The sequence below is a fragment of the Paenibacillus sp. SEL1 genome (assembly GCF_054602535.1).
In genome coordinates this window covers 545,431-561,408 of the sequence record NZ_CM137723.1, presented here as the reverse complement: position 1 = coordinate 561,408, position 15,978 = coordinate 545,431, and the positions used below count along the sequence as shown (strand labels likewise).

The window sequence follows — 15,978 nt, the reverse complement described above, 5'->3', positions numbered from 1 at the left end:
AACATGAACAGAATTTATCTGGATCATGCCGCATCGACTCCTATGCATCCTGAGGTTGCGCAGACTATGATGGACATCATGATCGGCCAATTTGGCAACGCTTCGAGCGTTCATGCCTTTGGTCGCGATGCCAAGCGCACCGTCAGCGCTGCTCGGGATGCCGTTGCGGCCTCTTTGGGCTGCAAGCCTGAAGAAATTATATTTACGAGCGGAGGGACAGAAAGCGATAATCTGGCCCTGTTTGGGACGGCTACGGCAGACGGCCGTACTTCCGGGCATATGATTACAACCGCAGTTGAACATCACGCAGTGCTTCATGCTTGTGATGAGCTGGAAAAAGCGGGGTATGAGGTGACTTATGTCCCGGTCAACGGTTTTGGACGCGTGAACCCTGCGGATATCGAGGCTGCCATTCGACCGGACACTTTTTTGATCAGCATGATGTATGCCAACAATGAGGTGGGCGTCATTCAGCCGATCTCAGAAGTAGGGCAGATTGCGAGAGAACATGGCATTGTATTCCATGTAGACGCGGTTCAGGCTTTCGGTCATATATCCATCGACTGCCGGAATCTCCCGATTGACTTACTGAGTGTGTCGGGTCATAAGATTAACGGACCACAAGGGGTGGGTGCATTATATATCCGTCAGGGTACACGCATTCAGCCGCTAATGCATGGGGGTCTTCAGGAGAAGAAACGCCGTGCCGGAACAGAAAACATCGCTGGTATTGCGGGTCTGGCTAAAGCCGCAACTCTTGCTAATACTTCCATTGAGGAGCGTGAGGCGCACGATACGGTTCTTCGTCAGACATTGCTTAAAGGGTTGGAAGACACTCTGGGTAGCCAAAATTTTGTGATTAACGGTGACCCTGAACATTCTTTACCTAATGTCCTCAATGTTAGCTTTCCGGCCATTGGTACAGAGACCATGTTGATGAACCTTGACATGGAAGGAATCGCAGCAGCAAGCGGATCAGCCTGTACTTCCGGATCTCTAGAGCTATCGCATGTATTGCAGGCGATGGATCTTCCTGAAGATGTTTTACATTCAGCGATTCGGTTTAGCTTCGGATTGGGTAATACTACGGAAGAAATGGAATACACGGCCAAGAAAATTGAAACCATATGGAAGCGGCTACGTACTAGGTACTAGGGATTTCTCCGCATTTTAATAAGAAGGGAGGGGCGGTTTTCCATTTCATTGCATGAACGGAAGCAAGGTCTGACAGGCATGTAGGAAAATGACCGCACCTTCGTTCGGATTGCAGAATGAGGAGGTACCCTATAATATGAAGCTTCAAGATATGATCGGACTTGCCGTTTTCGATGTGGAGGACGGGAAGCAGATTGGCAAAATACATGACTTTATGGTGACAGCTGATTGGCGAATCACAGGGATCGAGTTGGAAGGAAAAGGGCTTTTTTCTTCTCACGTGAAAATGGTTGCTTGGGATGACATTGTTGCTTACGGTGAGGATGCGATCATGATTCGCAATCAGCAGGCTGTCCGTAAAACGGAGGCCCATGATATACAACATACGTACTTGCTTGGACCCGGTAAACTGAAGGATCTATCCGTGCTAACAGAGGAAGGGCTTATGCTCGGGCACATCTCGGATGTTTATTTTGACCAGGAAATGGGCAATAACATAATAGGCTTGGAAATCAGCGATGGTTTTGTATCGGATATTATAGAAGGGCGGAAATGGCTGCCCTGCACCGAAGATATGTCCATCGGGGAAAATGCCGTTATGGTTCCCCCGTTAAGCGAGCAGCGTCTGGAAAAAGCCATATATTCTGTTAATGGATAGGGTGAGTTTATTGAGATGTCCGAATTGTAATTCCAAAGATATCGGCAAAATCGGCTCCCATCAATTTTATTGCTGGGGATGCTTTATCGAACTTCAGGTGAATGGTGAAAAAATGTCTGTCTACCAAGTGGAAGAGGATGGAACGCTCAGTTCGCTGGACGACCTATTCTTTGGAGACGAGATGGCACAACAGGACTTGCCGCAAATTCATGCTTCTTCCTAAGCTTGACACCGGAAGTGGACAGGCTGCTACTAAGAGGTGTGATCTACATACGGCTTAGTAGGTTGGATAATGCTTGATAAAAAACAACGAAGAGGGTGCCCCGAACAGCCATATGGCCGTTCGGGGCACCCTCTTTTGTATACCATATTTATGAAGATGGTTAGTTTTACAATTTAAAGCGTTTGACCTCTTCCAATAGAAGATCAGCGTGAGAATCGAGTTTGGCAGAAAGGTCGGCAATATTGTTCATGGCATGACCTTGTTCTTGTACAGAAGAAGCCACTTCCTCTGTAGATGCTGCACTTTGTTCAGAAACAGCGACAACGCTGGAAATGACATCGGAAATATGTCCAGCATTCACACGGAGATGATCTGCGGCGGCGGTAACGTCCTCAATTTGGGCAAGCATATGCTGAGAAGCCCCACGAATGGATTCAAACGCCTGTCTCGTTGCAATGGCAGCATGCTCCTGTTCTACAGTTACAGCAAGTGCTTTCTTCATTTCCTCTGCGCTTTGAACTCCTGCAATTTTAATTTCTTCCAGCTTCCTCATGATACTGTCACTGGAACTGCCCGCTTGCTCAGCCAGCTTTCTCACTTCTCCCGCGACGACAGCAAAACCTCGTCCGTGTTCCCCGGCCCGTGCTGCTTCGATAGATGCATTGAGGGCCAGCAGGTTTGTTTGTGCGGCGATATTGTGGATGGCCCCGGCCAGCCGCTCAATATCCTGAGTTTTCAGCGCGAGCGAATCTACAGCTTCTCCTGCCGCAGTCGTCGTTTGTCTGGACTCGGCGGCCAGTTTCGCTTGACGTTCTGCTGTTTCATACCCTGCAAGCACGGCAGAATCTGTTTCGAACACGGCAGTTTGGGTGCGTTTGACACTTTCGCCGATCTGGTCGATGGAGCCTGTCATGTGAGTCAGCTTCTCAGAGCCGGAATATACAGCCTCAGCTTGATCGCTCGCTCCTTGGGCAAGCTCCTGAACTGCACTGGAGATTTGTGACGCGATGGTTCCAGTATCTTTGGCGTGTTGATGCATATCATGGGAAGCTGAGCTGACATCACCAGCAGTATCTGATACCTTGCGCAACAGGTGAGAGAGATTATCAGACATGATATTAAAATCTGTTCCCAGGCTGGCAATTTCATCTTTACCCTTAACATCTACACGAGCGGTCATATCACCTTCAGCTATACGTTTGACATTCGCTTGGAGTCTGCGAATCGGCTTAATAAAGTTGTTTGCCGCCCAGATTGCCAGCAGCATAGCGACGACCAAGATGATAGCAACCGTAATAATCAACGTATTACGAGTGGAGTAATACTCCTGAAAAGCAATATCTTTGGAAATAGACAACCCTACAATCCAGCCTGTGCTAGGCATTTTTTTAAAATAAAGCTGACGGTCACTACCATTATAGCTATAGTCTGTTTCTCCCGAAGCTGCGCTCAGCAGGTCCGCGGTCGATGAGCCCAACTCGGGGGTGTCCTTGAGGTTTTTGCCAGCCAGCTTGTTGTCTGGGTGCGCGATCACGGCTCCATTTTGGTCAATCAGAAATGCGTAGCCCAATCCGTTCAGGTTTATGCTTTGAATCATTTTTGTCATATCGTTGAGCATAATATCTTCGCTGACTACCCCGGTGATAGAATCGTTGGAATCCTTAAGAGGCTTAGCAATGGAAATGGTAAAGTCCTTGCTACCTGCATCAATGTATGGGGACGAGTAATACATTTCCCCCTTGGTTTTGGCATCCTTGTACCACGGTCGAGCGCGAGGATCATAACCTGCTTCAAACCAGCCAGATCCATCCCAGTAGGATCCATCTTCAAAGCCTGCGTAAATATTAGAAATATTTTGATCTTTATAGTTTTGAAAGGCTGCTTTCAGGGATACGGCTTTGGCATCTGATGAAATATCCGTGGATTCCAGGCCTGCAGCCAATGTTTCAATAATTTTGGCGTTGCCACCTATCCATCCGTCGAGCTGATTGACGGTTTCGGAGGCTTTGCTGTTCATAAGCTCTTGGATATCATGGTTGGCCTGATTTTTAACGCTTGTCATGCTAATGATCGACAATGGCCCAGCTGCAACGATAACAATACAAGTAAAAAGGAGAATAAGCTTGATTTTTAAGTTCATGTTACGACCCCCGATGTTTCAGAAATGTGAAAGCTTAAAGTAGTGCTTTGTACTTATATCGTCAGATGGAATGACTTTGTTAATTGTTTTCATCCGTTTTCATCATTTTTTTACAATGGTAATCTATAGGGCATTCCAGACTCGCGGGAAGGATTAAAGTAGAGGTACAGGCATATACTTAAAGGAGGCTAGTCCGGTAAGGGGGCACGAAATGGAGCAATTAACGAAAAGTAGACTGTTCCGGTACGGAATATGGACGCTGCTGGGACTTGTCATTCTATATTTTATCTGGCTGCTGCGACCTTTGTTTTTGCATTTGTATGAATTTCTGAAAACAATCATTGCTCCGTTTGCGGTAGCGATGATCATCTCCTATGTACTTAATCCCGTTGTTAGTATGATGGGCGGTCGCAAGGTGCCTCGAAGCGTAGCTGTGCTGCTCATCTATGCTGTGTTTTTAGCCAGTCTCGTTGTGATTCTGATGAACCTGATTCCGATGTTCATTGAACAACTGGATGAGCTGAATGAGCATCTGCCTGAGCTGACCATGCATGCACAGGGATTAATGACGACTATGGATAGCGGTATTTTGCCCCAAGGGGTGCGAACGGGTATGAATCAATGGTTTTTCCAACTAGAGAATCGGATGGCAACAGGGATTTCTACCTTTATGGATAATATCGGCGGGATGATCAACATGCTGTTCAATGTGTTCATTGTACCGTTCCTCATTTTTTATATTTTGAAGGATTTTGATGTGTTCGAGCGGACGATTGTGTCTTACCTCCCGCGTTCTCGTCGCAAGGCGATTGTAACGGTACTTAAAGAAATTGATCAGGCGCTTGGCAACTATGTCAGGGGACAATTACTGGTATGCGTCATTATTGGCGTGCTGGCTTATCTCGGCTATATGCTGATTGGCATGCCTTATGCGCTGTTGTTGGCAGGAGTGGTTGCGGTTTTTAACATCGTTCCGTATTTGGGCCCCTTTTTGGGAGCCGCTCCGGCAGTAGTCATGGCTTCTACGGTCTCCTTAAAAATGGTGCTTTTGGTCGTGGTCGTTAACACCTGTATTCAAGTGTTGGAGAGCAATGTCATCTCTCCCCAAGTGGTGGGACGAACGTTGCATCTGCATCCGATAGCCATTATTTTCGCTCTGCTAGTGGGTGGGGAAATTGCGGGAATTACCGGCTTGATTTTAGCGGTTCCCGTGATGGCGGTTTTAAAGGTAGGACTTCAGCATTTTTTTGCTTATTATGTGAAGCGGAAAACAATCTGATTTTGTCCATACACCGTATGTATCTTGTCTGAAATCGCGTTGACACGGCTAAATGACACGGATATACTGAATTGAGTATGTTTAAATGTGTTTATCCAGTAGGGAAAGCTCATTTCGAAGTGCGGGCTGAACCCGCCGGGATGCTCCCGTTACCAGTGAAAACAAGGCGATCGATCGTCCGTTAAGCAAATGTTGGTGTGCAGCTTGCGCATGGGCATTTCGTACAGAGGGGACGGCGTTAACCAGGGTGGTACCGCGATACAATCGTCCCTGATCCGTTCAGGGGCGTTTTTCTGTTTTTTTATGGCCAGTGCCAGGAACCAGTGACACCATAATTAGGAGGCTACTTATATGAAAGCTAGTGAAATCCGCTCCAAATGGCTGGAGTTTTTTGAAAGCAAGGGACATGTGATTGAACCAAGCGCACCGCTTGTTCCACATAAAGATCCTTCCCTGCTGTGGATTAATGCGGGTATGGCGCCGCTTAAGCCTTATTTTGACGGACGTGTGAAGCCGGAGAATCCACGTATTGCTAATTCGCAAAAATGTATCCGGACGAACGACATTGAGAATGTCGGTAAAACGCGCCGTCATCATACTTTTTTCGAAATGCTCGGCAACTTTTCCATTGGTGACTATTTTAAGGAAGAAGTCATTACATGGGCATGGGAGTTTCTGACGGACCCGAAATGGATTGGTTTTGATCCGGAACGTCTGGCTGTAACTGTATATCCTGAGGATGAGGAAGCGTACAAGTTGTGGAACGAAAAAGTTGGACTTCCTGCCGAACGTATCATCAAACTGGAAGATAACTTCTGGGATATCGGTGAAGGCCCTTGTGGACCTTGTACGGAAATCTTTTATGATCGTGGCGAAGCCTACGGTAGCGACATGACGGACCCTGAAATGTATCCAGGGGGAGAAAATGAGCGTTATCTGGAAGTGTGGAACCTCGTATTCTCACAATTCAACCATAACAAAGACGGCAGCTATACGCCGCTTCCAAACAAAAATATTGATACAGGGGCTGGATTAGAGCGTTTTGCATCCATTTTGCAAAATGTGGATTCCAACTTTGATACGGATATCTTCCAGCCACTAATCCAAAAAACAGCGGCGATGGCAGGAGTCAAATATAACGAAAATGTGGACAGTGACGTGGCTCTTAAGGTTATTGCTGACCATGTCCGCACCGTAGCTTTTGCAATTGGTGATGGTGTGCTGCCTTCTAATGAAGGACGGGGTTACGTGATCCGCCGTTTGCTGCGTCGGGCTGTGCGCTATGGAAAAATGCTCGGTATGAACCGTCCATTTATGTTTGAGCTGGTGGAAACCGTTGGGGATGTCATGGGTGTGTATTACCCTGAGGTAGTGGACAAGCGTGATTTCATCATCAAAGTGATCAAAACGGAAGAGGAACGCTTCCATGAAACACTGACAGATGGATTGGCCATTTTGTCCGATATCAGTGCTCAGGCGAAAGCCGAAGGTCGCAATGTCATTAGCGGAGCAGATGCCTTCAAACTGTATGATACGTACGGGTTCCCGTTCGATCTCACAGAGGATTATGCGGACGAGCAAGGCTTGAAAGTAGACCGTGAAGGTTTTGATGAAGCGATGCAGGAGCAACGCAAACGTGCCCGTGATGCTCATCAGGACAGCGCCAGCATGAAGATTCAGGGCGGAGCTTTGTCCGATCTGGCGGTTAAAAGTGAATTTGTTGGATATAATGACCTCATAACTGAGTCTAAAATAGTGGCGATTGTATATGAAGATGTACTGGTGGACAGTGTTAGTGAAGGGCAGTCTTGTCAGGTCGTGCTGGATGTGACTCCTTTCTATGCCGAAAGCGGAGGACAAGTCAGTGACCAAGGCTTGCTGCGTGGAGGTACGGTAACCGCGAAGGTCGAAGGGCTGTTTAAGGCGCCACAAGGTCAGCATGTGCATCAGGTTGTTGTAGAAGCCGGTGAGCTGAACGTTGGCGATACGGTGAAAGCAGAAGTAGATCAAGCTTCACGTGGAGAAATAGAGAAAAACCATACGGCTACACATTTGCTTCACAAAGCGCTTAAAGAAGTGCTGGGTGACCATGTCAATCAGGCGGGTTCTTTGGTAGAGCCTGGGCGTCTGCGTTTTGACTTCTCCCATTTTGGAAGCATTACACCAGAAGAACTGGCGGATATTGAACTGCGTGTAAACCGTGCCATCTGGAGCCAACTAGACGTTAATATTGAACTGAAACCGATTGATGAAGCCAAGGCTCTCGGAGCAATGGCGCTGTTCGGTGAAAAGTATGGAGATATCGTACGGGTCGTTAAGGTAGGCGATTATAGCATTGAACTATGCGGTGGCTGTCATGTCAGCAATACTTCGCAAATTGGCTTGTTCAAGCTTGTCAGCGAGAGCGGCATTGGATCAGGTGTACGTCGTATCGAAGCGGTGACCGGACGTTTTGGCTTTGAATATATGGAAGGTCAATTAGAGCTGTTGAAGGTGTCGGCTGGGCTTGTAAAATCCAAGCTCTCTGAGGTGCCAAAGCGTATCGAATCTTTGCAGCAACAAATTAAAGACCTCAGTCGTGAAAATGAATCGCTGCAAAGCAAGCTGAGCGTTATTGAGGCGGGCCAACTGACTGATCAGGTCGTGCAAGCAGGCGGGGTGCAGCTGTTGGCTGCACGCGTGCAGGCTTCCAGCATGGACGCGTTGCGTGCGATTGCTGATGAACTGAAAGGAAAACTTCCGGCTGCTGTGCTGGTGCTCGGCGCTGCAATGGACGACAAAGTTAATTTTGTCGTAGCAGTTCCGGCAGAGTATACCAAGGCTGGACTTCATGCAGGCAAGCTCGTGAAAGAAATTGCTGCCGTATGCGGTGGCGGTGGTGGCGGACGACCTGACATGGCGCAAGCCGGTGGTAAGGATGCCAGCAAGCTGGACGAAGCACTTCAACGTGCGCATGAACTGGTGTCGGCAGCCTCACAAGGATAAAGTTCGATAATTTTTGCGGATTTTTGGGAAAAAACGGGCTTAGATATTTCCTTGTAGGGCTTTGCTTATGGTATGATGTAAAAGAATAAGCTGGCATAAACATGTACACATGTTTTGTGGAAGCGAGGTGTCAACAATGGATTCCATGGACAAAACGGTCAAATTTAATGTCAAGGCAGATGAGAAGGAAGCTTCTGCTCAGGAGATTTTGTTGACCGTATATGATGCGCTGGTGGAAAAAGAATACAATCCGATCAATCAAATCGTCGGCTATTTGCTATCCGGTGATCCGGCTTATGTGCCACGGCATAATAATGCCAGAAGCCTGGTACGTAAAAAAGAACGCGATGAGTTGATTGAAGAGTTGGTTCGTTTCTATCTCGCCAAGCACCGTTAGGAGACAGGCATGAAAGTAATGGGATTAGATTACGGGGATCGCCGAATTGGGGTCGCCGTAAGTGATGCCTTCGGCTGGACCGCCCAAGGATTGGAAGTCATAGAACGACGCGGTGACGACAGCGAGTTCGGTAAAATTGCAAATTTGGTTCGTGACAATGAGGTCGGCGAGATTGTTGTAGGCTTGCCGAAAAACATGAACGGAACCGTGGGTCCACGCGGTGAGATTTGCATCGAGTTTGCGAACCGACTCAAGGAGTTACTGGGTTTACCCGTTCACCTTTGGGATGAACGGCTGACGACGCGTTCGGCGGAGCGTGCGCTTCTGGAGGCCGACGTCAGCCGAAAAAAACGCAAGCAGGTGGTAGATAAACTGGCCGCAAGCCTGATCTTGCAAAACTATTTGGACGCACACAGTACAAGGTGAGGGGGATTTCGTAATGGCTGAAAATCAAGTGGGTATGGAAGAAGAGCCGGAAATTATTTATATTGCCGATGACGAGGGCAACGAGGAAGAGTTCGAGGTCATTATGAAGTTTGAGGTAGATGGTTCCGAAGCGAAGTACATGATGGTTGCGCCAGTGGACCCTGAAGCTGATGAGTCCGATGTGTACGCCTTCCGTTACGAGGAAGAAGGCGATGATATTAAATTGTTTGTGATCCAAGACGATGCCGAATGGGAAATCGTCGAAGAGACCTTTAATACATTTGTAGAAGAAGAGGAAGAGGAAGACGGGAAATGACGAGCTATTCACGTGAAGACCTGAGTTGGACCTCTGATTTGAAGGAAACGTTCGACGGCGATGTAGAGTTACAGGATGAACAGGGCCATGCAATTCGCATGGAATTGGAAGCAGAGTTCAAGGTAGGTGAACAACGGTACGCTGTATTGCGTAGACCTGGGGCTGCTGTTGGCGAACATGAACTATACCATGTAAGCTCATCCACAGACGGCGAAATCTCCATCACCACCATTGAAGATGATGATGAGTGGGAAGATATTTCCGAACTGTACGATGAATGTACGTTGCCGGAAGAACTGTAAGTCTGGATAGCGATGAGATCAAACCTGAAAGGGCGGACCAGTCCGCCCTTTTTGGCTGTGAAGGAGTTGGGTGGATGTGAAGCGAAGGACGAGGATGTTTACGTTGTTTCTACTGCTTATCATTATAGCAGGAGGGGCAACCCTCTATATTTGGAATGCCATGCAGCCTGTTCAGCCCCAAACACAACCCGTTGCTTTTACGGTGGTGCAGGGAACAGGAACATCGGCAATTGCAGATACGCTGGAGCAGAAGGGACTTATACGTAATGCGTTCGTGTTTAAGGCTTATGTGAAATTCAAACAGCAAGGAAGCGCATTTCAGGCCGGAAAATATGAAGCGCAGCCTGGCGCAACCTTTGATCAGTTGATTACTAAGTTATCGGCCGGAGATGTTGTCAAAGAGGAAATGATTCGGTTTACAATTCCGGAAGGTTTTACGATTAGACAGATGGCTGATAAGCTGCAAAAGGAAGGATTGGCAGATCGGCAGCAATTTTTGCAGCTGGCCAACGATCCGTCCGCTTTTGACGTCGCGCTAGTGCGGGACATTCCAAAGCAGGCGGGGCTTCGCTATGCGCTGGAGGGCTATCTTTTCCCGGAAACCTATGAGCTGAAAAAGGGCAGTACGGCCAAAGATATTATACAGGTGATGCTAGAACAGACACAAAAGCGGTTAGAAACTGTTTCCGATTTGGATGCCAAGTTGAAACAGCGGGATGAAACGCTGCATCAACTGCTGACAGTTGCTTCTCTCGTAGAGCGCGAAGTGGTTGTGGAAGATGAGCGGTCTGTAGTAGCTGGCGTCATTTATAACCGGCTCAAACAGGGGAAGAAGCTGGAAATTGATGCTACGGTTCAATATATGCTGGACAAGCAAAAAGAACGGCTGTATTACAAGGATTTGGCTGTGAAAAGCCCTTATAATACGTATTTGCATCTGGGACTTCCGCCAGGGCCGATTGCAAGTCCCAGTCTAAACTCAGTGATAGCGGCTTTACAGCCAAAAGCTACAGATTATTTATTTTATGTGACCAAAAAAGATGGGACACATGAACATTTGTTTGCCAAAACGTATAAAGAACATTTGCATAACATTCAGGTAAGTAACCGTAAGACAAATTAGGAGGTGAGCCTATGGCTTACAAACCCGAACTACTGGCAACTGCCAGCTCTCTGGAGGATGCCCGCCATATGCTGGAGGCTGGAGCTACTGCATTACTTATTGGAGATGACCGCTTTGGAATGCGGCTGCCGGGACATTTTACCCCTGACCAAATCCGTGAAGTGGTGGAAGAGGCACGCAAGCATACGGCACAGGTATATGTATCCATGACGAATTTGATGACGAACGAGCTATTGCCGCTCCTTCCCGAATATGTGCAGACCCTAGCTGGATGCGGCATTGATGCCATTGAGTTTAATGATCCCGCAGTGCTCATGGCCGTGAAGGAGTATGCTCCGCATCTTAAGCTGTTCTGGAACGGTGAGATGATCTCCACCAACTTCGCAACCGCCAACTATTGGGGTGAAAAAGGGGCTTCCCGGGTCATTTTGGCTCGTGAGCTCAGTATGGATGAAATTACCGAAATGATACCAAAGTTGAACATAGAAGCACAGGTTCAGGTACATGGTATGACCAATATTTATCATTCCAAGCGTAAGCTTGTTCAAAGTTATATGCTGCATCAGGGACGTAATGTAGAAGGCGATTTGGGCAGAGGGCGCGGCTTGTTTCTGATTGAAGCAGAGCGGAAGGAAGAAAAGTTCCCCATCTACGAGGATATTAATGGGACACATATTATGAGTTCAGATGATTTTTGCATCATGGAGGACCTGCATATTCTAATGGAGGCGGGCGTGCATAGCTTTAAGATCGAAGGCTTATTGAAACCTACGGCTTACAATGAGGCGGTTGTTCGTGCTTATCGTAAAGCAATAGATACTTATACAGCTGACCCGGATGCTTATGCTTATGATGAAAGCTGGCTGGATGAAGTTCGCCGTCTTCAAGATCCAGAACGGGAACTTTCCTTCGGATTTTTCTATAAAGAGCAGGTTTATTAATTTTAAAATGAATTGAATTCACAGAGGGGGGAACGTCATGGGGACGATAACCAAAACGAGAAAATATATAGGTAAACGGAATCGTCTGGATAAGCCGGAGCTGTTGGCTCCTGCCGGAAATCTGGAAAAGCTGAAGTTTGCCGTTCACTATGGCGCGGATGCTGTATATATTGGTGGACAAAAATATGGCCTGCGTTCTAACGCCGATAATTTCAGTTTTGAAGAAATGCGAGAAGGTGTAGAATTTGCCAACAAGTACGGTGCTAAGGTGCTTGTGGCTACCAATATCTATGCCCACAATGAAGATATTGCCGGAATCGAGGAATACTTGCGCAATCTGTACGAGGCAGGAATTCATGCCGTTATTGTCGCTGATCCGGCTATTGTATCCGTGGCATTGCGTGCTGTTCCTGGATTGGAAGTGCATTTGAGCACACAGCAGTCCACGCTGAACTGGCAAGCGGTAAAGTTTTGGAAAAACGAAGGACTACCGCGTGTGGTACTGGGTCGTGAGACCAGTCTGGAGGAAATCGAAGAAATTAAAAAGCATGTGGACATCGAAATCGAAGCTTTCGTCCATGGTGCGATGTGCTCTTCATTTTCCGGCCGCTGCGTGTTGTCCAATCACTTTACAGACCGTGATTCCAATCGTGGGGGATGTTGTCAGTCTTGCCGCTGGAAATACGATTTGTTTGAGGATGCGCGCCCAGGTGAAGTTTGGATATCTGAGGAAGAGGTACAGGACAGCAATGCACTGAAACAGTTCCAACTCGGTGTTAACCAGCTTCCACTGTTTGAAGAGAGCGATAATGCTTTTTCTATGGGTTCCAAGGATCTGTGTATGATTGAAAATGTCCCTGATCTGATTGATGTAGGTGTAGACAGTTTTAAAGTAGAGGGACGTATGAAGTCTATCCACTATGTGGCTACGGTCGTGAATGTCTATCGTCAAGCGATTGATTCCTATATGGCTGATCCTGAAAATTATGTGCTCAAACCAGAATGGATTGAAGAAATTAACAAGGCAGCCAATCGCCCGCTGAATACAGGATTTTTCTACGATACACCGGATCATGAGGATCATATTTATGAGCCAGAAGAAAAAGCAGTCCCTTATGATTTTGCTGGACTGGTTATGGATTATGATGCCGCAAGTGGCATCGCAACTATTCAACAACGGAACCATTTTAAACCCGGTCATGAAATTGAATTTTTCGGCCCGAACGGAACATTTTTTAAACAAACGGTCGAAACGATCTGGGATGAGGAAGGCAACGAATTGGATGCTGCTCGTCACCCGCTTCAACGAATTAGAATGAAGGTAGATCAACCCGTATCGTATTTTGATATGATGCGTAAAAAGAAGTAAATAAGCCTTAAGTCACAGACAAAAAGATTCAAAAGCCTCTCCTATCGGTTGGAGAGGCTTTTTTTTGAATAGTTTTCTAGGAAAAAAGTTTCACTAAATTTAGTTGATACTCAAAGGAAAGCTACATTCCTTGTCGAATAGTTCCGATAGAAGTTATATAGATAATAGATACATAATGGATGACGTGGAATTAGAAACTAATTATATGGTGGTAGGTGAGAGGAATGGGTTTACGGAAAAAAGAGGGGAATACAGTAAAAAGGCAACCCAAGAAAACGGATCAAATGCAGGGTTTGAAAGGCAGTAAAGTGACCACGGAAAAAGGGGAAAAAACGGGTGCGGCGTCTTCGAAGGTTGCCCCCTGGGTAGCTAAAGCGACTCGTAAAGGTACACACAATTTAAAGCGTTTACTTAAGCCGGAAAGGTACAGTAAAGATTTCATGCATTTGGTCAAAAACTATAATCCGATACGTTCGGTTGGAATGAAGTTGTTTCTGATCTTTTTTGCGGCAATTATGTTATTTGTGGTCAGCCTGGGGATGCTCTCATACTACAAGGCTAAAAGTACGATTGAGCAAAATGCAGCTACGGCTTATCAGCAGACCGTCCAGCAAACTTCAGAAAAGCTTGATATTATTCTAGAGCGCTTTCAAGACACATCGACACAGGTATTTTTCGATACTGAATTAAGTGATCAGTTGCAAAAGGCAGTAAAGCAAGATAAAAATCCCTTTGCATCTTTTGTTGCTATGGGCGAAGTGAATAAGAAGCTAACGAATCTTGCTTTTACGAATAAAGCGATTGATTCAATGTACTTGTACCCGGAAGAAACCAATTTAGCTGCTATGGGCACCGGAACACAAAAGGATGTACGGCAGGAAGCGTGGTTTAAGGATATTTTGAAAAACAAGGGAATTGTTTGGCTACCTACGCAGGTGAATGACAATGGTAGCAAGACCTTTCGTCTGGCACGCTCCATGAACAGCATGTCCGGGTTGGGAGGGACTTATGTTCTGGTTATGGATTTAAAGTCCAGTGCGGTGGAGGACGAATTGAAAGGTATTAATTTGGGCTCAGGCAGTATGATTAGCCTTGTGACAGACAAGGGTGAGTTTGTAGGCTCTAACAATGAGAGCTTGACAGGAGGGAAGACAAAGCTGGATTACGTTTCCAAGCTTGAAGGAATCGAAGGAAATCAAATTATGGAGCAGGAAGCAGACGGCAAAAAGCAAAGTGTGCTTGCGGTTCATAATACGCTGGGAACTTCCAAGTGGATTCTCGTGGGTGTAGTACCTGTATCTGAGCTGGTGAGAGACGCTAAGGGGATTCTAACCACAACCTGGATATTTGCTGCAGTGGCTGCACTCATTGCATTGTTCATTGGCCTGTGGATCGTGCGCCTCGTGGCTCGTCCATTGACACATCTGAAGGATTTAATGGTCGAAGGCGCCAAAGGTAACTTGCAAATCCGAACGAACTATAAGGCTCAGGATGAAATTGGGCAGTTGTCAGAAAGCTTTGATATGATGATGGAGCAAATTACATTGCTGGTACAACAGACGAATGCCTCAGCTCAGGAAGTTCTGAATACAGCGACAGAACTAGGCGATGCCTCGAAGAAGACAGCCATTTCAGCCAAAGAAATTGCAGCAGCAACGGAAGAGATTGCTCACGGCGCCGCCAGTTTGGCAACAGAGGCTGAACGTGGCAGCGGACTAACCGGGAATATATCTCAGCAAATGGATACGGTGATGGCTTCCAATTATGAAATGAGTCTGGTCGCACAAGAAGTTGAACAATCCAGTGAAAAAGGGACCATTCAGCTGAAAAATCTATTAGGCAAGACTCGGGTTACGGAAGAAACTACGCATGCTCTGGTGGGCAAAGTAGATGAACTGAAGCAGACAACTTCGGATGTATTTAAGGTGCTGGACGTACTACAGGATATTGCGAAACAAACGAATATTCTATCACTGAATGCGACGATTGAAGCGGCACGAGCGGGGACAGCGGGGCGTGGTTTTATGGTGGTAGCTAATGAAGTTCGGCAGTTGGCTGAACAATCACGTCAAGCTATTCGTACGGCTACAGGCATTACTAACAACATCGTCAATGAAATGAATGAAACGGTACAGGCATTATCTGAGGTGTACCCGCTGTTCCGGGAACAGATGGGAGCCGTGCAGGAAACAACGGACATTTTCCAATCGGTGCAGCAGCAAATGGGAGAGTTCGCGCTACGATTGGGAACGGTCACCGCCTCCATTCATCATCTGAGTGAATCGCAGACCACTTTGTCCGAGGCAATGACCAATGTAAGTGCGGTGGCCGAGCAATCCTCGGCTACTTCGCAGGAAGTCGCTTCGCTCAGCACTGAGCAGGCCAATATCGGTAATCAACTGGTAGGTTTGTCGGATAAGCTGGAAGGAGTATCGGTGAATTTGAAGGAACAGCTTTCGCGGTTTACGGTGTAGATATAACCAAACCATGGGAATCAGGATTGTCACTGATCTCCGTGGTTTTGTACTTTTTATTAGTGGATGTGCTTAAAAATCCCTCAAGAAGGAAAGCAAAAGATGAATACAAACACAAAGGTAGCTTGGGTTGTGCTGGCCATTACTATTTTTATTACGGTTTTTTATTAAATTCGGAAACCCATTCACG

At 46.8% G+C, this 15,978-nt stretch carries 14 protein-coding genes; 13 read left to right on the top strand and 1 reads right to left on the bottom strand.

Features of this window, described 5'->3' with window-relative positions; genetic code table 11:
• Positions 1-3 precede the first annotated feature (3 nt).
• From ACYCSE_RS02505 to ACYCSE_RS02495, 3 genes are all read left to right on the top strand, one after another.
• On the top strand, positions 4-1,155 hold the full coding sequence (locus tag ACYCSE_RS02505) for a cysteine desulfurase family protein (RefSeq protein ID WP_459701232.1): 1,152 nt from the start codon (positions 4-6) through the stop codon (positions 1,153-1,155).
• A 136-nt stretch (positions 1,156-1,291) separates the two neighbouring features.
• Positions 1,292-1,813: a PRC-barrel domain-containing protein gene (locus ACYCSE_RS02500; protein ID WP_013311530.1), complete on the top strand. Its 522-nt coding sequence runs from the start codon at positions 1,292-1,294 to the stop codon at positions 1,811-1,813.
• Positions 1,814-1,823: 10 nt separating this feature from the next.
• A complete protein-coding gene (locus tag ACYCSE_RS02495) occupies positions 1,824-2,036 on the top strand; it encodes a hypothetical protein (RefSeq protein WP_013311529.1) in 213 nt (70 codons plus the stop codon).
• A gap of 166 nt (positions 2,037-2,202) precedes the next feature.
• Here the strand turns inward: ACYCSE_RS02495 and ACYCSE_RS02490 are convergent, their stop codons facing one another.
• Complete coding sequence (locus ACYCSE_RS02490; RefSeq protein WP_459701228.1) at positions 2,203-4,176, bottom strand: methyl-accepting chemotaxis protein; 1,974 nt, start codon at positions 4,174-4,176, stop codon at positions 2,203-2,205.
• Positions 4,177-4,387: 211 nt separating this feature from the next.
• On the opposite strand from ACYCSE_RS02490, the gene ACYCSE_RS02485 reads away from it, so the two are divergent.
• The 10 genes from ACYCSE_RS02485 to ACYCSE_RS02440 all read left to right on the top strand — a co-directional run bounded on the left by ACYCSE_RS02485 (position 4,388) and on the right by ACYCSE_RS02440 (position 15,788).
• Positions 4,388-5,455, top strand: a complete 1,068-nt coding sequence (locus ACYCSE_RS02485; protein WP_459701226.1) for an AI-2E family transporter — start codon at positions 4,388-4,390, stop codon at positions 5,453-5,455.
• A 351-nt stretch (positions 5,456-5,806) separates the two neighbouring features.
• A complete protein-coding gene (alaS, locus tag ACYCSE_RS02480; protein WP_459701224.1) occupies positions 5,807-8,440 on the top strand; it encodes an alanine--tRNA ligase in 2,634 nt (877 codons plus the stop codon).
• 136 nt (positions 8,441-8,576) lie between these two features.
• Positions 8,577-8,837 carry an IreB family regulatory phosphoprotein gene (locus tag ACYCSE_RS02475; RefSeq protein WP_007431624.1) on the top strand — a complete coding sequence of 87 codons (261 nt, stop codon included), beginning with the start codon at positions 8,577-8,579 and terminating at the stop codon, positions 8,835-8,837.
• 9 nt (positions 8,838-8,846) lie between these two features.
• Complete coding sequence (ruvX, locus tag ACYCSE_RS02470; protein ID WP_013311524.1) at positions 8,847-9,263, top strand: Holliday junction resolvase RuvX; 417 nt, start codon at positions 8,847-8,849, stop codon at positions 9,261-9,263.
• Between the two features lie 13 nt (positions 9,264-9,276).
• Positions 9,277-9,579, top strand: coding sequence for a DUF1292 domain-containing protein (locus ACYCSE_RS02465; protein ID WP_013311523.1), 303 nt, complete (start codon positions 9,277-9,279; stop codon positions 9,577-9,579).
• Positions 9,576-9,881: a DUF1292 domain-containing protein gene (locus tag ACYCSE_RS02460; RefSeq protein ID WP_013311522.1), complete on the top strand. Its 306-nt coding sequence runs from the start codon at positions 9,576-9,578 to the stop codon at positions 9,879-9,881. Before ACYCSE_RS02465 ends, ACYCSE_RS02460 begins: the two co-directional genes overlap by 4 nt.
• Positions 9,882-9,975: 94 nt before the next feature.
• Positions 9,976-11,004, top strand: a complete 1,029-nt coding sequence (gene mltG, locus ACYCSE_RS02455; protein WP_061829279.1) for an endolytic transglycosylase MltG — start codon at positions 9,976-9,978, stop codon at positions 11,002-11,004.
• An 11-nt stretch (positions 11,005-11,015) separates the two neighbouring features.
• A complete protein-coding gene (locus ACYCSE_RS02450; RefSeq protein ID WP_459701217.1) occupies positions 11,016-11,945 on the top strand; it encodes a peptidase U32 family protein in 930 nt (309 codons plus the stop codon).
• A 37-nt stretch (positions 11,946-11,982) separates the two neighbouring features.
• Positions 11,983-13,314 carry a peptidase U32 family protein gene (locus ACYCSE_RS02445; RefSeq protein WP_459701215.1) on the top strand — a complete coding sequence of 444 codons (1,332 nt, stop codon included), beginning with the start codon at positions 11,983-11,985 and terminating at the stop codon, positions 13,312-13,314.
• A 224-nt stretch (positions 13,315-13,538) separates the two neighbouring features.
• Positions 13,539-15,788: a methyl-accepting chemotaxis protein gene (locus tag ACYCSE_RS02440; RefSeq protein ID WP_459701213.1), complete on the top strand. Its 2,250-nt coding sequence runs from the start codon at positions 13,539-13,541 to the stop codon at positions 15,786-15,788.
• The last annotated feature ends 190 nt before the right edge of the window (positions 15,789-15,978 follow it).